Source organism: Streptomyces griseoloalbus, assembly GCA_014650015.1.
GTDB classification, from domain to species: Bacteria; Actinomycetota; Actinomycetes; order Streptomycetales; family Streptomycetaceae; genus Streptomyces; species Streptomyces griseoloalbus.
Map to the genome: position 1 here is coordinate 20874 of BMUD01000015.1, position 20500 is coordinate 41373.

Here is a 20500-nt window from a genome sequence, read left to right on the forward strand (position 1 = left end):
TGTCCAACATGCGAATGACCCCAGGAAGGCCACCCTTACCGACGTAGGGTTGATCCAGGGAAGGCCTGCGGGAGGGCCGTCCCGGACAGCCGTCTCAAGGAGGTCCAGTTCAGTGACCAGCCAGGTCAGCAGCCCAGCGGAGCAGGCCGACGGAGCAGTCCTAGGAGAGCAGCGCAAAGTGGCGGGTACGAAGGACGTCCGCCGGCTCGACCGGGTGATCATCAGGTTCGCGGGGGACTCGGGTGACGGTATGCAGCTCACCGGTGACCGCTTCACCTCGGAGACCGCGTCGTTCGGCAACGACCTGTCGACGCTGCCGAACTTCCCGGCCGAGATCCGGGCGCCCGCCGGCACCCTGCCCGGGGTGTCGTCCTTCCAGCTCCACTTCGCCGACCACGACATCCTCACCCCAGGTGACGCGCCGAACGTGCTGGTGGCGATGAACCCGGCCGCGCTGAAGGCGAACATCGGGGACCTGCCGCGCGGCGCGGAGATCATCGTCAACACGGACGAGTTCACCAAGCGCGCGATGCAGAAGGTCGGCTACGACAGCAGCCCGCTGGAGGACGGCTCGCTCGACGGCTACCACCTGCACCCGGTGCCGCTGACCACGCTGACCGTGGAGGCGCTGAAGGAGTTCGACCTCACCCGCAAGGAGGCCGAGCGAAGCAAGAACATGTTCGCGCTCGGCCTGCTGAGCTGGATGTACCACCGGCCCACGGAGGGCACCGAGAAGTTCCTGAAGACGAAGTTCGCCAAGAAGCCCGACATCGCCGCCGCCAACATCGCGGCCTTCCGGGCGGGCTGGAACTTCGGCGAGACGACCGAGGACTTCGCGGTCTCCTACGAGGTGGCCCCGGCGGCGAAGGCGTTCCCGCCAGGTGTCTACCGCAACATCTCCGGGAACCTGGCGCTCTCCTACGGCCTGGTCGCCGCGTCCCGCCAGGCGGACCTTCCGCTGTTCCTCGGCTCGTACCCGATCACCCCGGCCTCGGACATCCTGCACGAGCTGAGCCGGCACAAGAACTTCGGCGTACGGACCTTCCAGGCCGAGGACGAGATCGCCGGCATCGGCGCGGCACTCGGGGCCGCCTTCGGCGGATCGCTCGCGGTCACCACGACCTCCGGCCCCGGCGTGGCACTGAAGTCCGAGACCATCGGACTCGCCGTGTCGCTGGAACTGCCGCTGCTGATTGTCGACATCCAGCGTGGCGGCCCCTCCACGGGACTGCCCACCAAGACCGAGCAGGCGGACCTGCTCCAGGCGATGTACGGCCGCAACGGCGAGGCGCCCGTCCCGGTGGTCGCCCCGCGCACCCCGGCCGACTGCTTCGACGCCGCCCTGGAGGCGGCCCGGATCGCACTGACCTACCGCACCCCGGTCTTCCTCCTCTCCGACGGCTATCTCGCCAACGGCAGCGAACCCTGGCGCATCCCCGAGCTGGAGGAGCTGCCCGACCTGACCGTGCAGTTCGCGCAGGGCCCCAACCACACCCTGGACGACGGCACCGAGGTGTTCTGGCCGTACCAGCGCGACCCGCGGACCCTCGCCCGCCCCTGGGCCGTCCCCGGCACGCCGGGCCTGGAGCACCGCATCGGCGGCATCGAGAAGCAGGACGGCACCGGCAACATCTCGTACGACCCCGCCAACCACGACTTCATGGTCCGCACCCGGCAGGCCAAGATCGACGGGATCGACGTCCCGGACGTCGAGGTCGACGACCCGGACGGAGCGCGGACCCTCGTCCTGGGCTGGGGCTCGACCTACGGGCCGATCACGGCCGCGGTACGCCGGCTGCGGACGGCCGGGGAGTCGATCGCACAGGCGCACCTGCGTCACCTCAACCCCTTCCCGCAGAACCTCGGCACGGTCCTCAAGACGTACGACAAGGTGGTGGTCCCGGAGATGAACCTCGGGCAGCTCGCCACCCTCATCCGGGCGAAGTACCTGGTCGACGCCCGCTCGTACAACCAGGTCAACGGCATGCCGTTCAAGGCGGAGCAGCTCGCCACGGCGCTGAAGGAGGCCATCGATGACTGACCCGAACGCGCTTCTGCAGTTGGTGCCGAAGGCCGAGGGCCGGCAGTCCATGAAGGACTTCAAGTCCGATCAGGAGGTGCGCTGGTGCCCCGGCTGCGGCGACTACGCCGTCCTCGCCGCCGTACAGGGCTTCATGCCCGAGCTGGGCCTGGCGAAGGAGAACATCGTCTTCGTCTCCGGTATCGGCTGCTCCTCCCGCTTCCCGTACTACATGAACACCTACGGGATGCACTCCATCCACGGCCGCGCCCCCGCCATCGCCACCGGCCTGGCCACGTCCCGCCGTGACCTGTCCGTGTGGGTCGTCACCGGCGACGGCGACGCCCTGTCCATCGGCGGCAACCACCTGATCCACGCGCTGCGCCGCAACGTCAACCTCAAGATCCTGCTCTTCAACAACCGGATCTACGGCCTCACGAAGGGCCAGTACAGCCCGACCTCCGAGCTCGGCAAGATCACCAAGTCGACGCCGATGGGCTCCCTCGACGCGCCGTTCAACCCGGTGTCCCTGGCCATCGGCGCCGAGGCGTCGTTCGTGGCGCGCACCGTCGACTCCGACCGCAAACACCTCACCGAGGTCCTGCGCCAGGCCGCCGACCACCCCGGTACGGCGCTGGTGGAGATCTACCAGAACTGCAACATCTTCAACGACGGCGCCTTCGAGGTCCTCAAGGACCGGCAAAAGGCCGAAGAGGCCGTCATCCGCCTCGAACACGGCCGGCCGATCCGCTTCGGCGCCGACGGAGCCAAGGGCGTCGTACGTGACCGGGCGACCGGAGACCTGAAGATCGTCACCGTCACCCCGGACAACGAGGCCGAGATCCTGGTCCACGACGCCCACAGCGCATCGCCCACCACCGCGTTCGCGCTGTCCCGGCTCGCGGACCCGGACACCCTGCACAACACCCCGATCGGCGTCTTCCGCTCCGTCGACCGGCCGGTCTACGACTCGCTGATGGCCGGCCAGCTCGACACCGCCGTGGAACAGCGCGGGAAGGGCGACCTGGCCGCGCTGCTGGCCGGCGGCGACACCTGGACCGTCGTGGGCTGAACCCCGCCGCAGGTCATCCGGGGCCCGGGCGCGCTACTGCGCCCGGGCCCCGTCGTATGCCTGCCGGGCGGCGAGTACGTCGGCCATGCGCTTCTCGGTCCACAGCGCCAGGTCGCGTATCCGCTCGGCCGCCTCGCGGCCCAGGCCGGTAAGGGAGTAGTCGACGCGGGGCGGGATCACCGGCTTGGCGTCGCGGTGGACCAGGCCGTCGCGCTCGAGGGTCTGCAGGGTCTGGGTGAGCATCTTCTCGCTGACCCTGCCGATCGCCCGGCGCAGTTCGCTGAAGCGGTACGGCCGCTCCAGGAGCTGGATCAGCACCAGCACGCCCCAGCGGCTGGTCATGTGTTCCAGGACCAGACGGTGCGGGCACATGGCCTCGGCGTCGCTTCTCCGGCCCCCATCACTTACTGCCATGCCAGTACCTTACTTCAAAGTGGGTACTTTCCCAAAGTTAGCGCGGTCCGTAGGGTTAGTGGCCTACGCACCCCTCAAGGAGTCATGGATCATGAGCATCGTCGTCACCGGAGCCACCGGACATCTCGGCCGTCACGTCGTGGAGCAGCTGCTGGAGAAGGTTCCGGCCGAGCAGGTCACCGCCGTCGTCCGCAGCCCGCAGAAGGCGGCGGACCTCGCGGAGCGCGGCGTGCGGATCGCGGTCGCCGACTACAACACCCCCGAGACCTTCGACGGCCTGTTCGCGGCCGGCGACAAGGTGCTGCTCGTCTCCGGCAACGAGTTCGACAAGGGCCGGGTGCGGCAGCACCAGGTCGTCATCGACGCCGCGAAGACCGCCGGTGTCGCCCTGCTCGCCTACACCAGCGCCCCCGGCCCCCTGAGCGCCGCCCTCGCCGACGACCACCGCGGCACCGAGGAGGCGCTGCTGGGTTCGGGGGTGCCGTACGCGCTGCTGCGCAACGGCTGGTACCACGAGAACTACACCGAGAACCTCGCCCCGGTGCTCGCGCACGACGCGGTCGTCGCCGCCGCCGGTGAGGGCCGGGTCTCCTCCGCCGCGCGGGCCGACTACGCCGCCGCCGCCGTCGCCGTACTGACCGGCGAGGGGCACGAGAACACGACGTACGAGCTCGGCGGCGACGAGGCGTGGAGCTTCGCCGAGTACGCGGCCGAGCTGAGCCGGCAGACCGGCCGGGAGATCGTCTACAACCCGGTCACCGTCGAGGCGCTCACCGGCATCCTCACCGGCGCCGGCCTGCCCGAGCCGCTGGCCGCCGTCCTCGCGGGCGTGGACGCCTCCATCGAGAAGGGCGAACTGGTCGTCGACAGCGGCGACCTGTCCCGCCTGACCGGCCGCCCGACCACCCCGCTCGCCGAGGCCGTCGCCGCCGCGCTCAAGGGCTGACCCGAGGGCCGTCGCACCACCCACCCCGCCCGTCATGACCGTATGCCGGTACGGACATGACAGGCGGGGGTGTCCGGCGTTACCGTCGTCCGGCGAGCATCGCGCGCGCGTTCGGCGAGCGTCGCGGGAGACAGGGCACGCGTCAGGCACGAAGGAGGGGCCCGTGACCGGGAAGTCGGCCGCAGAGCGGCGCACAGGACTGCTGAACGGCTTCGCGGCGTACGGGATGTGGGGGCTCGTCCCGCTGTTCTGGCCCCTGCTCAAGCCGGCGGGAGCGGCGGAGATCCTTGCCCACCGGATGGTCTGGTCACTGCTCTTCGTCGCCGCCGCCCTGCTCGTCATACGCCGCTGGGCCTGGCTCGGCGAGCTGCTGCGGCAGCCGCGCAGGCTGGCGCTGATCACGGTCGCCGCGGCGGTCATCACCGTCAACTGGGGCGTCTACATCTGGTCCGTGAACTCGGGGCACGTGGTCGAGGCCTCCCTCGGCTACTTCATCAACCCGCTGGTCACCATCGCGATGGGCGTCCTGCTGCTGAAGGAGCGCCTGCGGCCCGTGCAGTGGGCGGCGGTCGCGGTCGGCGCCTGTGCGGTGCTCGTCCTGACCATCGGCTACGGCCGCCCGCCGTGGATCTCGCTCTGCCTCGCCTTCTCGTTCGCGATCTACGGGCTGGTGAAGAAGAAGGTCGACCTGGGCGGTGTCGAGTCGCTGGCGGCGGAGACCGCGATCCAGTTCCTGCCCGCGCTCGGCTACCTGCTGTGGCTGAGCGCCCGGGGCGACTCCACCTTCACCACCGAGGGCGCCGGGCACGCGGCCCTGCTCGCCGCGACCGGCATCGTCACCGCGCTCCCCCTGGTGTGCTTCGGCGCCGCCGCGATCCGCGTGCCCCTGTCCACGCTGGGGCTGCTGCAGTACCTGGCCCCGGTCTTCCAGTTCGTGCTCGGCATCGTCTACTTCAAGGAGGCCATGCCGCCGGAGCGCTGGGCCGGTTTCGCGCTGGTGTGGCTGGCGCTCGCCCTCCTCACCTGGGACGCGCTGCGCACCGCCCGCCGGGGCGCCCGTGCCCTCGCCACCGGAAGCCGCGCGTCCAGGAGCACCCGGGCCGCCGTGCCGGCCGGGACCACCGAGCCGGCCGGGACCACCGAGGTGACCGGGACCCCCGCGCCGGCCGGGACGGCGAGCGCGGCGCGCCCCACCGAAAACGTTCCGGGCGCACCCGAGGCCGATCCGCTGGAGGCCAGGCCGTAGACCCGCGGTCACCGCGGAGGTCGGAGCGCCGGGCCGCACGGTGTCAGAGCCGGGCCCTATAACTGGTCGCATGACGCAGACACCCACACCGTCCACGCCGGTGCACTGGAAGGTCGTCATCGACGCGGCCGACCCGCACGCCCAGGCCGACTTCTGGGCCTCCGCCCTCCACTACGTGGTGGAGGACAACAGCGTGCTCATCGGGAAGCTGCTCGGCGCCGGCGCCGTACCGGCCGAGCTCACCGTCGAGTCCCACGGCCGGCACGCCTGGCGCGACCTCGCGGCCGTACGGCACCCCGACGACCCCTACGAGGAGGAGAGCGGCACCGGCCACGGCCGACGGCTGCTGTTCCAGCGCGTGCCGGAGGCCAAGACGGTCAAGAACCGGCTCCATCTGGATCTGCATCCCGGTGAGGGGCGCCGCGAGGAGGAGCTCGGGCGGCTGGAGGGGCTCGGCGCGCGGGTGCTGCGGCGGGTGGAGGAGCCGTCAGGGGGGTGGCTGGTGATGACCGACCCGGAAGGCAACGAGTTCTGCCTCCATTAGGGGCGTCGCGGGACATGGCCCCGCGAGGGCCCTACTCGGCTCGGGCGCGTTCGGTCAGCCGCCCCATGCGGACGCGGGCGGACTCCAGCTCCTCGATCTCGTCGGCGGCCGGGCCGTCGTCGGCGGTGAGCGCGGTCCACAGCGCGATCAGCTCGTCCCCGAGTTCCAGTCCGGGCAGCGGGTCGCGCACCGCGCGCCAGGCGGTGGCCGCGCTGCGGACGTTGCCGTAGGCGGCCTCCGCGTCCCCGGCGCGGCGGCAGATCACGGCGAGGTCCATGGAGAGCCGGAAGGCCCGCAGCGGCTCACCCGCCAGATAGGCGATGTACGCGGTCAGCTCGCGCAGCCGGAGTACCTCCGGATGGTCCGGTCCCAGGGTCCCGGACGCCTCGGTCACGGTCTCCTCGGCCAGCCGGGCCGCCGCGTCGAGCCGGCCGGCCCGGACGGCGTCGTTGACCCGCGCCATGGGCTCGGCGAGGTGGCTCTCGCCGGAGCCGGCGAAGGGCTCGTCACCGAGCACGGCCTCCGCCACGGCGTCGAAACCGCGGGGCGGGGTCGGCTTGGGATCGGGGTCGAGCACCGGCTCGGGCTCGGGGGACCGTTCGGCGTCGTGCGCGTGGGTCCGGGGCCGGAAGGTCTCCGGGTCGGGAAGGGGCCTCGCGTCCATCGGCGGGGGCGGGCCGAACGCACCCGTCGGCGGTGCGACCGTGCCGGGTGGTGTGACCTCCGCCGACTCGGGCACGGCCCGCAGCCGGAACGTCGGTACGGCGTCCCGGGGAGCCCGCGCTTCGGGAAGGGGGCGCAGTCTGAACGTGGGGGTGGCGTCCCGCACGGAATCCGGCTCCGCCACCGGTTCCGGTGACGCCTGCGGTTCCGGTGACGCCTGCGGTTCCGGTGGCGTCTGCCATTTCGGTGGCGCCTGCGGTTCCGGTGGCGCCTGCCGTTGCGGTGGCGCCTGCCCTTCTGGTGGCGCCTGCCGTTCCGGCACGGGGCGCAGCAGGTGGGTCGGCCGGTCGGAGCCGGGCGTCGGCACGGGAGCGGGTCCGTCTCCCCGCCCCGGCTCCCGGTCCTGCGGGGCCGCCATCAGGACCGGCTGCGCCGTGAAGCGGCTGGAGCCGTCCGGGTCGACCTGGAGCGGGACGACGTAGCCGATGCGTTCGTCGTGCACGGTGGCGACGACGGCGTGACCGGAGGCGATGGCGATGCGGTGGAGACGGTTCAGCACCGCCTGCTGGATCTCCTCGCCGGGCCCCGCGATCACCCGCAGTCCGCCGACGAGGGCTCCGCCCACGCCCTCCCCGCCGACGGGGACATGGACGTCGATCGGCGCTGCCGCAGGGTTCGCCGCATGTGCGGCCTGCTGCTGTTCCCGCTTCTTCTCGCGGCTGAGTCGAGCCATCGTTCCCTCATTCGGGTCGTACACCTACCGTCGAGTCTGTCCGCTCGCCCGCGCTTCTCACGTCACCGCGATGTCACAGCCTCGTCCCAAGGACCGTCCACGGCGATTCCCCGACCGCACGGCGGCATGAAGATCGAGGCGGGCGAGCAGGAGAGGGGACATGCGGACGAGCATGCGACAGGGACCGGAGATCTGGCTCCGAGGGCCGGTGGCGGTACCGGAGACGGCCCCGCCGGAGCCCGCCCACCCACGCGCGGCGGCCCGGCCCTTCTCCTGGGTGGGACTGCACGGCGGCGCGGGCGTCTCCACGCTCGCCACGGTCTACGGCGGTCATGACAGCGGCCGCGCCTGGCCCGGCCCCGCCGATCCGCAGTCCGTGCTGCTCGTCGCGCGGACCCACGCGGCCGGACTGGACGCCGTGGTCCCGGCCGTCGAGGTGTTCCGGCGCGGCGAGGCACCCCGGGGACTCGACCTGGACGCCGTCGTCCTGGTGGCGGACGCGCCGGGCCGCCTGCCGCGTCCCCTCGCACAGCGGGTCCGGCTCATCGAGTCGGTGATCGACGTGTACCGCGTGCCGTGGGTGTCCGAGTGGCGCCTCGGTGACCGGAGCGGCCGTCCGCCCCGCGAGACGGAGTCGCTGGCCCGGCTGACGGGCGCGATGCGCTGACACGCGCCGAGGGGTCGTCCGAGGGGATCGATGCGCTGAACGGCCACCGGTCCGGCCACCGTGCCCCCGCCTCGGCCGAGGAGATCGCCTCGGCCGTACGCGGTCGGCGACTGCGGGCCGTGGACGTGGTCGCGGAGTCGCTGGAGCGGATCGGGCGAGCCGATCCGGTGCTGTGCGCGTTCACCGAGGTGTGGGGCGGGGAGGCGCTGCGGCGGGCGGCGGAGGTGGACGCGCGGGTCGCGGGCGGCTCCCCGGAGGAGGGCGAGCGGCTGCCGCTGGCCGGGGTGCCGATCGCCGTCAAGGGGCACAGCGGCCTGCGTGCGGCGGGCCCGCTGCTCGCGGCCGGTTGTGTCGCCGTGGGCGCCACCTCGGTACCCGGGCCGGGAACACCCTGGCAGACCTGGGGGCTCGGGGCGCACGGCCGGACCGTCAACCCGTGGCGGGCGGACCGCACGCCGGGCGGCTCCTCGGCCGGGTCGGCGGTGGCGGTGGCGGCCGGGCTGGTGCCGCTGGCGACGGGCAGTGACGGGGCGGGCTCGGTGCGGATCCCGGCGGCGTGGTGCGGGGTCGTCGGCCTGAAGGTCACGGCCGGGCGCCTCCCCTCGCCCGACCGTACGGGTCTGGCGGCGCCGGGAGTCCTCACCCGCACGGCCGCGGACGCGGCGGTCTGGTGGCGGGTGGTGTCGGAGCAGCCGGCCGCCGACGAGGCCCCGGTGTCCTTCCCCGTCACCGCCGTCTGGTCCCCCGACCTGGGCTTCGCGGCCCCCGATCCGGAACCCGTCGCGCTGGCCCGCGCCGCGGTCCACCGGCTCGTCGACGCCGGAGTCGTACGGCTCGTGCGCCCCTCGGCGCCGCCGCTGCTCCTCGACCCCGCCCCGGCCTGGCTCGCCCTGCGCACCCCCGGCGCGGACCTCGCCGACGCCCACCGCATCAGGGCGGAGAACGACCGGCGCCTGGATCTCCTCTTCTCCGCTGCCGGGCTGCTGCTCACGCCCACGGCACCCACCGCACCGCACGGCCACGACGGCCCCGGTGATGTCTACTCGACCGCGCTCACCTGGGCGTTCAACGTCAGCGGTCATCCCGCGCTGAGCCTGTCGGCCGGATTCGGCACGGACGGCTGCCCGGCGGGGCTCCAACTGGTGGCACCGCGCGCGCGGGAGGCGCTGCTGCTCACCGTGGTGCGGGAGGCGGAACGGCGCGGGGCCACGGTCTGAGCCCCCTGCCCCCTCGCGCCCCGGCACCTCCTTCCGCCCTCGGGCCCGTGCGCCTGCGCACACCTCCATGCCCCGGCCGCACCGCTTGGATTTTTGATTGCACGTGCATATGATGCAGATGCATAATGGCTTCACGCCGACTACCCGAGGATGACCATGACCCGCCGTTTCCTCTTCGTCCTGGGCAGCGCCCGCTCCGACGGCAACACCGAACTGCTGGCCCGTCTGGCCGCCGAACAACTGCCCCCGGACGTGGAGCAGCAATGGATCGACCTCGCCGCCCACCCCTTGCCCGACTTCGAGGACCTGCGCCATGACAGCGACCACGCCCGTCCCACCGAGGGCCCTGCGGCCCTCCTCCTGGACGCCACGCTCGCGGCGACGGACCTGGTGATCGCCTCGCCGCTGTACTGGTACTCGATGTCCGCGCAGACCAAGCGCTACCTGGACTACTGGTCGGGCTGGCTGCGCACCCCCGGCCTGGACTTCAAGGCGACCATGGCGGGACGCACCCTGTGGGGCGTCACCGCGCTCGCGCACGAGGAACGGGAGGTCGCCGACCCCCTGGTGGGCACGCTGAACAACTCGGCCGCGTACATGGGCATGCGCTTCGGCGGAGTGCTCCTCGGCAACGGCAGCAAGCCGGGTGACGTACGGAAGGACGACGCGGCGCTGGCCCGGGCGAAGACGTTCTTCGCGCTGGACACCGCGGCGCCCCTCGCCCGCTTCCTCCACGAGGCCCGCTGACGCCGCCGCGGCAGCGGCCCCACCAGCCCATCCGCGTATGCCGTCGCGTTACCCACGGGCGAGACCGTCACCCGCCCGTGCCCGCCGCCGCCACCGCGATTCCCCGGCACCTACGCGGTGATGTCCTTCGCCGTGAACCTCGCCCAGGCCGCCGAGCCGAACACGGCCGCGTACACGGCCTGGAGGCCGAGGTTCTTCGTCAGGTCGTCCCAGTGGACCGGCTCGCGCATCAGGTCGGCGAAGGACAGCCAGTAGTGGGAGAAGAGGTAGGGGTGGAGGGCGTGCAGTTGCGGGATCTGGTCGAGGATTGGGACGGTGATCAGCAGCCCGACCGTGGTGGCCATCGCCGCGATACCGCTGCTGGTCAGCGTCGAGACGAACAGGCCGAGCGCCGCCACCCCGATCAGTGACACGGCGACGACCAGAGCGATCAGCAGGGCTCTGGCCAGTCCCTCGGTGAAGCTGATCCGGGTTCCGGAGATGGTCGTGAGATCGCCCAGCGGGAACAGCACCGCGCCGACGGTCAGGGCCGAGAGGGCGACCACGAGCGTGGCGACCAGACAGAAGGCCATGACCGTCGCGTACTTGGTGAGCAGCAGGCGGCTCCGCCCGGCCGGCGCGACCAGGAGATAGCGCAGGGTGCCGGCGCTCGCCTCGCCGGCGAGGGCATCACCCGCGACGACCCCGACCGCCATGGGCAGGAAGAACGGCAGTGTGGCGGCGAGCGCGGTGAAGACCAGGAACAGGCCGTTGTTGGTGACCTGCGAGATGAACGCCGGCCCGCCCCCGCCACCGGCCGACGAGCCGTCACCGGTCTCGATCCGCACGGCGACGCCGACCAGGACCGGTACGGCGGCCAGCACCCCGAGCAGGGCCAGGGTGCGCCAGCGCCGGAAGGTGGTGAGCAGCTCGCTGCGGAACAGGCCGAAGGTCCACAGCGGGCTCACCTTCCGCACCGCTTCAGCCCGCGACATCGAATCCCTCCCCGGTCAGCGCCACGAAGGCGTCCTCCAGCGAGGCCCTCTCGACCCCGAAGCCGCGTACCCGGACCCCGGCCGTCACCAGGGCCGCGTTCACCTCGGCGAGGTCGCGCTCGGGGGCCTCGCCGGTCACCCGGTCGTCGGCCACGACGACATCGGCGACCCCCAGTTCCTTCAGCACCCGGGCCGCGTCCGCCGGGTCCGGGGTGGTCACCACCAGCCGTCCGCGGGCGCCCGCGGACAGGTCGGCGACCGGGCCCTGGGTGATCAGCCGGCCCCGGGTCATCACGGCGGCATGCGTGCACACCTGCTCGATCTCGTCGAGCAGGTGGGAGGAGAGGAAGACGGTGGTGCCGTCCGAGGCCAACTCGCGGATGAGCGTGCGGATCTCCCGCATGCCCTGCGGGTCGAGGCCGTTGGTCGGCTCGTCCAGGACGAGCAGCCGGCGCGGCTGGAGCAGGGCGGCAGCGAGGCCGAGGCGCTGCTTCATGCCGAGGGAGTACGCCTTCGCCTTCTTGCCGGCGGCGGCCGTGAGCCCCACCCGGTCCAGTGCGGCGGCGACGCGCGTGCGCCGGGTGCGCGGATCGGCGGTCGGGTCGGCGGCGTCGTAGCGCAGCAGGTTGTCCCGGCCGGAGAGGAAGCCGTACAGGGCCGGGCCCTCGATGAGGGCGCCGACGTGGGGCAGGACGGCGCGCGCGGAGCGCGGCATGGGGCGCCCGAGGACGTGCGCCGTGCCCGAGGTCGGCTCGATCAGCCCCATCAGCATGCGGATGGTGGTGGTCTTGCCGGACCCGTTGGGGCCGAGGAAGCCGAAGACGCTGCCCGCCGGGACGGTCAGACGCAGACCGTCCACGGCGAGCTGTCCGCCACGGTAGCGCTTGCTGAGCGCGCGGGTGACGATGACGCCGTCATCCGCGCCGTCCGGCTCCGTGGCGGACGCCTCGCCCATCGGCTCCCTCGTTCCCTCACTGCGTCACAGGCCCGCCGGGACTACTTCCCCGCGTCGGCCGCCTTCACGAGCGCGTCCTTGGTGACGGCGCCCACGTAGACCTTGCCGTCCTCGGTGATCAAGGCGTTGACCAGGCGGGTGCTGAACACCGTGCCGGTACCGAACTCGCCCTTGACCTGGTCGCCGAGTGAGCCGAGGAAGCCGCCGAGGTCACCGCCCGCCTCACCGGTGGGCAGGCCGCCCTCGCCGCCGGTGTCGAAGGTGGCGACGGAGTTCCAGCCCTCGCCGAGCATCTTCAGCCCGTCGAGGCCCTTGGCCAGGTCCTCCTGCGACTTCGGGGCGTTCTCCGGCTTCCCGGAGTGCTCCCGGCCGTGGTCGAGTTCGCCGTCCTCGGTCACCTCGGCGCCCTTGGGCGGGGTGAAGTCGAAGGTCGACGCGGCCGGCCGGTCGAAGCTCACCTTGGTGAAGCCGACGTCCACGACGGCGGCACCGCCGCTCGCCGGGGTGAGCGTGAACTTCAGCGGCATACCCGTCTTGTGGTCGACCGCGATGCTGATCGCGCCGACCGTGGAACCGGACTGCCTGGGCTTGACGACCAGCTTGTACGCGTCCCGGCCGGCCACCCGCGCGGTGCCGTCGACGGTCACAGACGTGGTGTCGTCGACCGCCTTCAGCGCCTCCTCGGCGAAGTCCTCCGGGGTGGCCGGGGGCTGCTGCTCCCGGTCAGCGGCGGACTCGTCGACCGTGCCGTGGTAGACCGCGTTGGACGCGCTGTCGTACCCCCAGACGTCCTTGCCGTTGTGGATCAGGCTGTACTCGGCGGCGTTCTCCAGGAGCGACAGCTTCTGCCGGTCCGGGCCGTCGGTCGCGACGCGCAGGGTGTGCGTGCCGGAGGCCAGTTCGGTGAGCTTGGCGGACGGGTCGGCCGAGGAGCCGCCCTCGCCCGGCTCCGTCGCGCCGGAGGCGAGACTGCTCTCCAGCCCGCCGAGGTCCGGCAGACCGAGGTCCGTGGTGATCTTCACGGTGCCGGACAGCCGCTCGACGTCCGACTGCGCGATCTTCTCTATCAGCTGTGCGGCGGTGATCTCCGGCAGGTCCGGGTCGCCGGAGTCTGCGATGGCGGGGACGAGCCCGATGGTCGCGGCCGCCACTCCCATCACCGTGACCGGGACGACGTACCGCGCGGCCCTGCGCCGCCTCGAGCGCGGCTCGTCGACCTCACTTGCGGTCGTCATGTCGTCGGATTCGTACGGTGCCATGTGTGCCCTACCTCCGTTGTCGGCGGCGGCTTCCGTCTCGTGTCCTCGCACCAGTCTCACCCCGAGCCGCCATTCTCACCCGAACCGGGGAGAAGTGGTGTTGTCCGTCGTGGTCCATCTGACCAAATCCGGCAGGCGGATACGTCAGACCCCGGACGCAACTCCATGTACTGCTGGGGTATGACACGGGGGGTGGTTTTCTCCCCCGACCAGTAGGGGTCGGGGAGGAGTTCGGGGGGGACGGCCTGGTCAGCCCGCGCGGTGCACGACCGCGTCGCACAGGTGCACGAGCGCCACCTTGGCGTCGCACTCCCGCAGCGGGGCCAGCACCGCCCGCGCCTCCTCGGCGTACCGCACGGTGTCCCGGCGGGCCTGCTCCAGCGCGGGGTGGGCGCGCAGCAGCCGCAGCGCCTCGGCGTGCCGGCCGTCGTCGCTGAGGTCGGAGTCCAGCAGCTCGCACAGGGCGATGTCGTCGGCCCGCCCCAGCCGCGCCGCCCGTTCCCGCAGCCGCAGCACGGGCAGCGTGGCGATGCCCTCGCGCAGGTCCGTGCCGGGGGTCTTGCCGGACTCGTGGGAGTCGGAGGCGATGTCCAGGACGTCGTCGGCGAGCTGGAAGGCGACGCCGAGCCGCTCGCCGTACTGGGTCAGCACGTCCACCACCGTGTCGTCGGCGCCGGACATCATCGCGCCGAAGCGGCAGGCGACCGCGACCAGCGAGCCGGTCTTCCCGCCGAGCACGTCCAGGTAGTGGTCGACCGGGTCCCGGCCGTCCTGCGGCCCCGCGGTCTCCAGGATCTGTCCGGTGACCAGCCGCTCGAACGCCTCGGCCTGCACCCGCACCGCCTCGGGACCGAGGTCGGCCAGGATGTGCGAGGCGCGGGCGAAGAGGAAGTCGCCGGTGAGGACCGCGACGGAGTTGCCCCAGCGGGCGTTCGCGCTGTCCACCCCGCGCCGCACCTCGGCCTCGTCCATCACGTCGTCGTGGTACAGCGTGGCCAGGTGGGTCAGCTCCACGACGACGGCGGAGGGCACGACCCCGGGCGCGTAGGGGTCGCCGAACTGGGCGGAGAGCATCACGAGCAGCGGGCGGAACCGCTTGCCGCCGGCCCGCGCCAGGTGCTGGGCCGCGCCCGTGATGAAAGGCACCTCGCTCTTGGTCGCCTCGATCAGCCCTTCCTCGACAGCCGTCATACCGGCCTGGACATCGGCTAGCAGAGCCTGGTCCCGCACGCTCAGCCCGAACGGCCCGACGACGGTCACGAGGGGTCTCCTGTCTGCTGGTGTCTTACTGGCGATTACACGGTTTGTCGATAGGTCGCTGCCATCACTCAAGTCAGCGTATCCGGTCACGTTTCGATCACCGCCAGCGCCCAGGGTCACGAGCCGGGCGATACGGGATCAGGAGCGGAGTGTTTTTGATCGGTTGATAACAACAGACATTCTTCGAATTTCCCGGACGTAGCAATCCACTCCTCGACCCGCTCATCGATCCGCCATCCGAGCCTCTCCTCGGCACGCGAACCATCCTGCCCGGCCCGCTGCCCGATTTGCCGCAATTACCAAGCGAAATCCGCTTGGTGAGAAATGCTCTCGCGGCCCGTGATCAGTGAAGTGAGTCACGCGCGTCCCGCCCCACCCGCGACTCACCGGCCCGCGCGTCTCCCCTTTGCCGGGCGCCGAGTTGACCCTTGGCGCCAGCAAAGGATCAAGCACCCCAAAACCCCCACTACAAGATCAAACGGCCTGATGTGTGACGCCCGCACTTGTTCCGGACATGTGCTCTCGCATACGTTCCCGGCCTGCCGGGTGGACGCCCAGTCCTGCCGCCACCCGCACCACATCCAACGACGAACTCACGCACGGCAGGAGCGGGGGACCCAGGCAAGTCGCCGGGCCGGACATCGCACCGGAACGGCTCGGGGTGAAGCCATGCCCGCAGGGGCACGGCCGGGCACTCTCCCGCCCGAACCCGACAGCTCACCTCGCAGGCGTAGGAGAGGAACCCAGACATGCCCGCACACGGTCAGCACCGCCGCTTCGGCAGCCGCCGCCTCGTCCGCTCCCTCGCCGTCGCCGGTACCGGCGTCGCCGTGGTCGCCCTTCCGCTGTTCGGCGCCACCAGCGCCTCCGCGGCGCCCGCGACGGCCACCACGACGGCCACCACGACGTACCCGGACAACCTCGACGGCTGGATCCGCGAGTCGCTCTCCGTCATGGCGCAGCACGGCATCCCGGGCAGCTACGAGAGCATCCACCGCAACATCATGCGCGAGTCCTCCGGCAACCCGGCCGCCATCAACCTGTGGGACTCCAACGCCGCCGCCGGCACCCCGTCGAAGGGCCTGCTGCAGGTCATCGACCCGACCTTCCAGGCGTACCACGTGCCCGGCACCCCCTTCGACCCGTACGACCCGGTCGCGAACATCACGGCGGCCTGCAACTACGCCGCCGACCGCTACGGCTCGATCGACAACGTCTTCGGCGCCTACTGAGGCGCGTACTCAGGCGCCCACTCAGCCATGGCCCGGGACGTGTCCTGAGGCGTGTCCCGCGGCGTGTACAGCCGCGTCCCGGGACACGCGCTGACGGCCGAGCCCGGCCGGCCCACCGAACAGTCGCTCGAGGACGACGGCCACGCCGTCGTCCTCGTTCGACGTGGTGACCTCGTCGGCCACCGCCTTCAGCTCGGGATGGGCGTTGGCCATGGCGACGCCACGGGCCGCCCAGTCGAACATGGGGATGTCGTTCGGCATGTCCCCGAAGGCGAGGGCGCGCTCCGGGCTCAGCCCCAGGTGTTCGGCGGCCAGCGCCAGCCCGGTCGCCTTGGTGACCCCGCACGGCTGGAGCTCCACCGTTCCCGGCCCCGACATGGTCACCGTGGCCAGCGAACCGACCACCGACCGCGCCGCGGCCGCCAACGCGTCGTCGCTCAGGTGCGCATGGCGCAGCAGCACCTTGCTGATCGGCCGGTCCCACAGGTCGGCGCGCCGTTCGACCCGTACGGCGGGCAGGGTCGGATGCGGCATCAGATAGCCGGGCTCGATCAGCGTCAGCCCGTCGACCCCGTCCTGGTCGACTGCGGCGTACACCTCCCCCACCTCGGCCTCGATCTTGCCGAGCGCGGTCTCCGCCAGTTCCCGGTCCAGCGTGACGGACCACAGCAGGCGGTCCGCGCCGGCGTCGTACACCTGCGCGCCCTGTCCGCACACCGCGAGCCCCGTGCTGCCGAGGTCGTCGAGGAGCGGCCGCACTCTGGGGGCCGGGCGCCCCGTCACCACGAGGTGCTCGGCACCGGCCTGCGCCACCCGCATGAGGGCGGCGAGGGACCGGTCGGAGAGGGTGTCGTCGCCGCGCAGCAGCGTCCCGTCCAGGTCGGTGGCGATGAGTGAATATGCGGTGGGTGCGGCCATGATCAGAGAATACGGACAACACGACGGTCCGCTTCACCTTGTCCGGAACCGCTTGCGCGACCGCGTTCGTCACGCTAGAGAAGCGTTCCGCCATCGCCGGGTACGGACCGGTTGAGGAGGTTGAGGTCCTCTTTCCCCGTTTGGCAAGAACATGCTCCGCTATCTACCGTCCACCTGCTCCCGGGCGGTACCTTCCAAGGGTCCAGGGGGGACTTGATCGGGGGGTCAGGTGAGCAGTGGACGCATGCGCGTGCTGAGGCCCGAGGAGCTCGGCGAGGGGGAACGGGAGCGCTGGCGGGAACTGCGCGCCGCGACGGACGCACCGCGCAGCCCCTTCATGGAACCGGAGTTCACCACCGCCGTGGGTCGGGTGCGGCCCCGGGCCCGGGTCGCGGTGCTGTACGAGGGAGCGGAACCGGCGGGCTTCCTGCCCTACGAGCGGGGCGTGCTGGGGCAGGGCCGGGCGATCGGATTCGGGGTGTCCGACTGCCAGGGCGCGGTCCTGGGCCCCGGCCACGCCCTGGAGACCGGTGAACTGCTGCGGGCCTGCTCGGTGTCGAGCTTCGCCTTCGACAACCTGGAGGCCGGCCAGGGGCTGTTCGTGCCGTACGCGGCCGAGGAACACGCCACCTATGTCATCGACGTGGAGAAGGGCTACGAGACCTACGAGTCCGTGCTGCGCACCCAGTCGCCGAAGTTCCTGAAGACCACGCTGGCCAAGGAGCGCAGGCTGGGCCGTCAGGCGGGGCCCGTGCGGTTCGTCTTCGACGAACGCGACCCGGCCGCGCTGCGCGCGCTCATGGAGTGGAAGTCGGCCCAGTACCGCAGGACCGGGCGCCGGGACCGGTTCGCGCAGGAGTGGATCACCCGGCTCGTGGGCCGGCTCGCCGAGACCCGGGCGCCTCAGTGCACGGGCACGCTGTCGGTGCTGTACGCCGGCGACCGTCCCGTCGCCGCGCACTTCGGCCTGCGTTCGGCCTCCGTCCTGGCCTGCTGGTTCCCGGCGTACGACCCGGAGTTCGCGAAGTTCTCGCCCGGTCTCGTGCTGCATCTGCGGATGGCCGAGGCGGCGGCGGCCGAGGGCATCGGCCTGCTCGACATGGGGCGTGGGCCCGCCGAGTACAAGGACTCGCTGAAGACCGGCGAACTCGCCGTCCACGAAGGGGCGGCGACCCGTCCGGGCGTGGGCGCCGCGCTGCACTGGCTGAGCCGCGAGCCCGCGCGCCGCGCGCACGGCTTCGTCCGCGCCCGTCCGCGCCTCGCGTCGCTGGCGTCGCGCACGTTGAAGGGCGCGGCTCGGCTGCGCCGGTCCTGAGGAGGGGGAGGAAGGACGTATGTCCGGCAGAACACGAGCGGGTGCGCGTGCGCGTGTGTCGCGTACGCAGGAGGAGATACGGCGGTTCCTGGCCATCGGCGCGGTGCAGGTGGCCGAACTCGACCTGGCCGGTGACGAGGCCGCGCCGAGACCCGGGCCGGGAAGCCCGCCGGTGACGCACGGCGAGGTGTTCCTACTGGTCAGGCGGGCAGGTCGACCGGTGGGCACGCTGCTGGCGCGGGTGCCGGAGGGAGCGGACCCGAGGTCCGCCCTCCTGCAGGCGGCACGGGAAGCGGGGGTGGCGGGGGCACAGGAGACGGACGCGACGAGGGCACAGGAGACGGACGCGACGAGGGCGCAGGAGACGGACGCCGGAACCGCACCGGAGACAGACACCGCGCGGGCGCGGGAAGCGGACGCCGGGATCGCGCGGGGCGCTGCCGGAGCGGGGCAGGGGGGCGTCACCGGGGGTGCGCGGGGAGTGTCCGGTGCGGTGGCCGCGGCGGGTGCCGGTGCGCCGCCGTTCACGTCGGTCGTCGTGGCCACCCGAGAGCGGGCCGGGCAGCTGGCCCGGGCGCTGGAGTCGCTTCTCGCGCAGGAGCACCCGCACTTCGAGGTGGTCGTCGTCGACAACGCGCCCGTGACCGGCGAGACGCGCGAGCTGGTGGAGCGGAAGTACGGCGAGCGGGTGCGGTACGTGTGCGAGCCGGTACCCGGACTCGCGATCGCGCACAACAGGGGGCTGGCCGAGGCCCGGGGCGAGGTGATCGCGTTCACCGACGACGACGTGGTCGCCGATCCCCGCTGGCTGGCCGAACTGACCACGCCCTTCGCCGCCGACCCCCGGCTCGGCTGCGCCACCGGCCTGATCCTGCCCGCCCGGCTGCGCACCCCGGCCCAGGTCCTGCTGGAGAGCCACGGCGGCTTCGCGAAGGGCTTCACGCCGACGACGTACGACCCCGGGGCCCCGCCCCGCGACGAACCGCTGTTCCCCTTCACCGCGGGCCGCTTCGGCTCCGGCGCGAACATGGCCTTCCGCACCGAGGTGCTGCGTGCCGTCGGCGGTTTCGACCCGGCCACCGGGGCCGGAACGCCCGCCCGGGGCGGTGACGACCTCTACGGCTTCGTGCGCGTCCTCGCCGACGGCCACCGGCTGCACTACACGCCGTACGCACTGGTGTGGCACCACCACCGGGAGACCTGGGCCGACCTGGAGACCCAGGCGTACGGCTACGGCGCCGGCCTCACCGCCTACCTCACCGCCATCCTGGTCAACCGCCCCGCGCTGCTGCCGGCGTTCCTCGCCCGGCTGCCGCGCGGCCTCGCCCGCGCCCGCGCGCTGACCGCCGTACGCGACACGGACGCCGGTGGCGGCGCACCGGGGGCGCACGACACCCGCACCCATCCCTGGCCGCGCCGGCTGTCGCGGCTGCAGCGCAGGGGGATGGTGTACGGGCCGGTCGGTTATCTGCGGGCGCGGCGGGCGTCGGCGGACCTCGCGGGGAGGGGGACGGGATGAACCCGGCCATACCCGTGTTCCTCTACCACGCCGTGATGGACGATCCGCCGGACTGGATCGCCGAGTTCACCGTCACGCCCCGGGACTTCGCGGCCCATCTCGACGCCGTCGTGGACAGCGGTCGCACGCCCGTCACCATCAGCACCCTCGCCGATCATCTGGCCGGGCGAGCGCCCCTGCCGCCCCGGGCGGTGCTGCTCACCTTCGACGACGGCTTCGCCGATCTGCCCGGCCCCACCGCCGACGCCCTGGCCGAGCGCGGGCTGCCCGCCACCGCGTACCTCACCACCGGCGCCATCGCCCCGGGCGGCCGCAGTCTGCTGCCGCCCGCCCCGATGATGCCCCTGGACCGGACGGCCGAGCTGGAACGTTTTGGCATGGAGATCGGCAGCCATACGGTCACCCACGCCCAGCTCGACACCCTGACCACCCGGCAGCTGCGCGCCGAACTGCTGGACTCCAAGGCGGCGCTGGAGGACACCCTCGGCCACCCCGTCCCCCATCTCGCCTATCCGCACGGCTACAACAGCCCCCGGGTGCGCGCCATGGCCGCCCGGGCCGGCTACGAGACGGCGACCGCCGTGCGGCACGCGCTCAGCTCGGACCGGGACGAGCGCTACCGCATCGCCCGTCTGATCGTCCGCCGCAGCCACACCGTCGCCGACGTCTCCGCCTGGCTGGCGGGCGACGGTGCGCGGATCGCCCCGTACCGGGACGGCCCGAAGACCGTCGCCTGGCGCTGGTACCGGCGCGGCCGGGCGACGCTGAACGGACCGGAGTTCGCGGGCTGAGGGGCGGC

Annotated in this window: 19 protein-coding genes and 1 riboswitch; of the genes, 12 read left to right on the forward strand and 7 right to left on the reverse strand. The window is 72.3% G+C overall.

Features of this window, described 5'->3' with window-relative positions; genetic code table 11:
* The first annotated feature begins 112 nt into the window (after nucleotides 1–112).
* Together IE178_RS22410 and IE178_RS22415 are read left to right on the forward strand one after the other, a co-directional pair.
* Nucleotides 113–2041 carry a 2-oxoacid:acceptor oxidoreductase subunit alpha gene (locus IE178_RS22410; RefSeq protein ID WP_193513548.1) on the forward strand — a complete coding sequence of 643 codons (1929 nt, stop codon included), beginning with the start codon at nucleotides 113–115 and terminating at the stop codon, nucleotides 2039–2041.
* A complete protein-coding gene (locus IE178_RS22415; RefSeq protein ID WP_193513549.1) occupies nucleotides 2034–3092 on the forward strand; it encodes a 2-oxoacid:ferredoxin oxidoreductase subunit beta in 1059 nt (352 codons plus the stop codon). Before IE178_RS22410 ends, IE178_RS22415 begins: the two co-directional genes overlap by 8 nt.
* 33 nt (nucleotides 3093–3125) lie before the next feature.
* On the opposite strand, the gene IE178_RS22420 is transcribed toward IE178_RS22415, so the two are convergent.
* On the reverse strand, nucleotides 3126–3506 hold the full coding sequence (locus IE178_RS22420; RefSeq protein ID WP_184760957.1) for a winged helix-turn-helix transcriptional regulator: 381 nt from the start codon (nucleotides 3504–3506) through the stop codon (nucleotides 3126–3128).
* 91 nt (nucleotides 3507–3597) lie between these two features.
* Between IE178_RS22420 and IE178_RS22425 the strand changes: the two genes are divergently transcribed.
* The 3 genes from IE178_RS22425 to IE178_RS22435 all read left to right on the forward strand — a co-directional run bounded on the left by IE178_RS22425 (nucleotide 3598) and on the right by IE178_RS22435 (nucleotide 6242).
* A complete protein-coding gene (locus tag IE178_RS22425) occupies nucleotides 3598–4452 on the forward strand; it encodes an SDR family oxidoreductase (RefSeq protein ID WP_193513550.1) in 855 nt (284 codons plus the stop codon).
* A gap of 163 nt (nucleotides 4453–4615) precedes the next feature.
* Entirely contained in the window at nucleotides 4616–5698 is a 1083-nt protein-coding gene (gene rarD, locus IE178_RS22430; RefSeq protein ID WP_193513551.1) for an EamA family transporter RarD, read from the forward strand.
* A gap of 70 nt (nucleotides 5699–5768) precedes the next feature.
* Nucleotides 5769–6242: a VOC family protein gene (locus tag IE178_RS22435; RefSeq protein WP_193513552.1), complete on the forward strand. Its 474-nt coding sequence runs from the start codon at nucleotides 5769–5771 to the stop codon at nucleotides 6240–6242.
* 31 nt (nucleotides 6243–6273) lie between these two features.
* Here IE178_RS22435 and IE178_RS22440 read toward each other — a convergent pair whose 3' ends face one another.
* Nucleotides 6274–7638, reverse strand: a complete 1365-nt coding sequence (locus IE178_RS22440) for a tetratricopeptide repeat protein (protein ID WP_193513553.1) — start codon at nucleotides 7636–7638, stop codon at nucleotides 6274–6276.
* A gap of 160 nt (nucleotides 7639–7798) precedes the next feature.
* On the opposite strand from IE178_RS22440, the gene IE178_RS22445 reads away from it, so the two are divergent.
* From IE178_RS22445 to IE178_RS22455, 3 genes are all read left to right on the forward strand, one after another.
* A complete protein-coding gene (locus IE178_RS22445; RefSeq protein ID WP_184760952.1) occupies nucleotides 7799–8305 on the forward strand; it encodes a DUF6668 family protein in 507 nt (168 codons plus the stop codon).
* Nucleotides 8306–8415: 110 nt separating this feature from the next.
* Nucleotides 8416–9522 (forward strand): amidase family protein, encoded by a 1107-nt coding sequence (locus tag IE178_RS22450; protein ID WP_438874409.1) that lies wholly within the window; start codon nucleotides 8416–8418, stop codon nucleotides 9520–9522.
* Between the two features lie 156 nt (nucleotides 9523–9678).
* On the forward strand, nucleotides 9679–10269 hold the full coding sequence (locus IE178_RS22455) for a flavodoxin family protein (protein ID WP_193513554.1): 591 nt from the start codon (nucleotides 9679–9681) through the stop codon (nucleotides 10267–10269).
* Between the two features lie 110 nt (nucleotides 10270–10379).
* On the opposite strand, the gene IE178_RS22460 is transcribed toward IE178_RS22455, so the two are convergent.
* The 4 genes from IE178_RS22460 to IE178_RS22475 form a co-directional block, all read right to left on the reverse strand.
* Nucleotides 10380–11243 (reverse strand): ABC transporter permease, encoded by an 864-nt coding sequence (locus tag IE178_RS22460; RefSeq protein ID WP_193513555.1) that lies wholly within the window; start codon nucleotides 11241–11243, stop codon nucleotides 10380–10382.
* Entirely contained in the window at nucleotides 11230–12198 is a 969-nt protein-coding gene (locus IE178_RS22465; RefSeq protein WP_193513556.1) for an ABC transporter ATP-binding protein, read from the reverse strand. The genes IE178_RS22460 and IE178_RS22465 overlap by 14 nt, the downstream gene beginning before the upstream one ends.
* Nucleotides 12199–12239: 41 nt before the next feature.
* The gene (locus IE178_RS22470) at nucleotides 12240–13457 is read right to left on the reverse strand and encodes a LolA family protein (protein WP_193513557.1); all 1218 of its coding nucleotides are present in this window, start codon (nucleotides 13455–13457) and stop codon (nucleotides 12240–12242) included.
* Between the two features lie 249 nt (nucleotides 13458–13706).
* On the reverse strand, nucleotides 13707–14717 hold the full coding sequence (locus IE178_RS22475; RefSeq protein WP_193513558.1) for a polyprenyl synthetase family protein: 1011 nt from the start codon (nucleotides 14715–14717) through the stop codon (nucleotides 13707–13709).
* 575 nt (nucleotides 14718–15292) lie between these two features.
* A riboswitch (cyclic di-AMP (ydaO/yuaA leader) is annotated at nucleotides 15293–15463 on the forward strand.
* A gap of 3 nt (nucleotides 15464–15466) precedes the next feature.
* Between IE178_RS22475 and IE178_RS22480 the strand changes: the two genes are divergently transcribed.
* The gene (locus IE178_RS22480; RefSeq protein WP_184760946.1) at nucleotides 15467–15949 is read left to right on the forward strand and encodes a transglycosylase SLT domain-containing protein; all 483 of its coding nucleotides are present in this window, start codon (nucleotides 15467–15469) and stop codon (nucleotides 15947–15949) included.
* A gap of 21 nt (nucleotides 15950–15970) precedes the next feature.
* On the opposite strand, the gene IE178_RS22485 is transcribed toward IE178_RS22480, so the two are convergent.
* Entirely contained in the window at nucleotides 15971–16867 is an 897-nt protein-coding gene (locus IE178_RS22485) for an HAD family hydrolase (RefSeq protein ID WP_193513559.1), read from the reverse strand.
* A gap of 244 nt (nucleotides 16868–17111) precedes the next feature.
* On the opposite strand from IE178_RS22485, the gene IE178_RS22490 reads away from it, so the two are divergent.
* The 3 genes from IE178_RS22490 to IE178_RS22505 all read left to right on the forward strand — a co-directional run bounded on the left by IE178_RS22490 (nucleotide 17112) and on the right by IE178_RS22505 (nucleotide 20492).
* Nucleotides 17112–18182: a GNAT family N-acetyltransferase gene (locus IE178_RS22490; RefSeq protein WP_193513560.1), complete on the forward strand. Its 1071-nt coding sequence runs from the start codon at nucleotides 17112–17114 to the stop codon at nucleotides 18180–18182.
* A gap of 103 nt (nucleotides 18183–18285) precedes the next feature.
* Nucleotides 18286–19701, forward strand: a complete 1416-nt coding sequence (locus tag IE178_RS22500) for a glycosyltransferase family 2 protein (RefSeq protein WP_438874410.1) — start codon at nucleotides 18286–18288, stop codon at nucleotides 19699–19701.
* Entirely contained in the window at nucleotides 19698–20492 is a 795-nt protein-coding gene (locus IE178_RS22505) for a polysaccharide deacetylase family protein (RefSeq protein WP_318280185.1), read from the forward strand. The genes IE178_RS22500 and IE178_RS22505 overlap by 4 nt, the downstream gene beginning before the upstream one ends.
* The last annotated feature ends 8 nt before the right edge of the window (nucleotides 20493–20500 follow it).

Excerpts from the sequence above, each read along its gene's own strand:
- IE178_RS22415 (WP_193513549.1), top strand. The coding sequence starts at position 2,034 with ATGACTGACCCGAACGCGCTTCTGCAGTTGGTGCCGAAGGCCGAGGGC.
- IE178_RS22420 (WP_184760957.1), bottom strand. The coding sequence starts at position 3,506 with ATGGCAGTAAGTGATGGGGGCCGGAGAAGCGACGCCGAGGCCATGTGC.
- IE178_RS22425 (WP_193513550.1), top strand. The coding sequence starts at position 3,598 with ATGAGCATCGTCGTCACCGGAGCCACCGGACATCTCGGCCGTCACGTC.
- IE178_RS22435 (WP_193513552.1), top strand. The coding sequence starts at position 5,769 with ATGACGCAGACACCCACACCGTCCACGCCGGTGCACTGGAAGGTCGTC.
- IE178_RS22440 (WP_193513553.1), bottom strand. The coding sequence starts at position 7,638 with ATGGCTCGACTCAGCCGCGAGAAGAAGCGGGAACAGCAGCAGGCCGCA.
- IE178_RS22445 (WP_184760952.1), top strand. The coding sequence starts at position 7,799 with ATGCGGACGAGCATGCGACAGGGACCGGAGATCTGGCTCCGAGGGCCG.
- IE178_RS22455 (WP_193513554.1), top strand. The coding sequence starts at position 9,679 with ATGACCCGCCGTTTCCTCTTCGTCCTGGGCAGCGCCCGCTCCGACGGC.
- IE178_RS22460 (WP_193513555.1), bottom strand. The coding sequence starts at position 11,243 with ATGTCGCGGGCTGAAGCGGTGCGGAAGGTGAGCCCGCTGTGGACCTTC.
- IE178_RS22465 (WP_193513556.1), bottom strand. The coding sequence starts at position 12,198 with ATGGGCGAGGCGTCCGCCACGGAGCCGGACGGCGCGGATGACGGCGTC.
- IE178_RS22470 (WP_193513557.1), bottom strand. The coding sequence starts at position 13,457 with ATGGCACCGTACGAATCCGACGACATGACGACCGCAAGTGAGGTCGAC.
- IE178_RS22480 (WP_184760946.1), top strand. The coding sequence starts at position 15,467 with ATGCCCGCACACGGTCAGCACCGCCGCTTCGGCAGCCGCCGCCTCGTC.
- IE178_RS22485 (WP_193513559.1), bottom strand. The coding sequence starts at position 16,867 with ATGGCCGCACCCACCGCATATTCACTCATCGCCACCGACCTGGACGGG.
- IE178_RS22490 (WP_193513560.1), top strand. The coding sequence starts at position 17,112 with ATGCGCGTGCTGAGGCCCGAGGAGCTCGGCGAGGGGGAACGGGAGCGC.
- IE178_RS22505 (WP_318280185.1), top strand. The coding sequence starts at position 19,698 with ATGAACCCGGCCATACCCGTGTTCCTCTACCACGCCGTGATGGACGAT.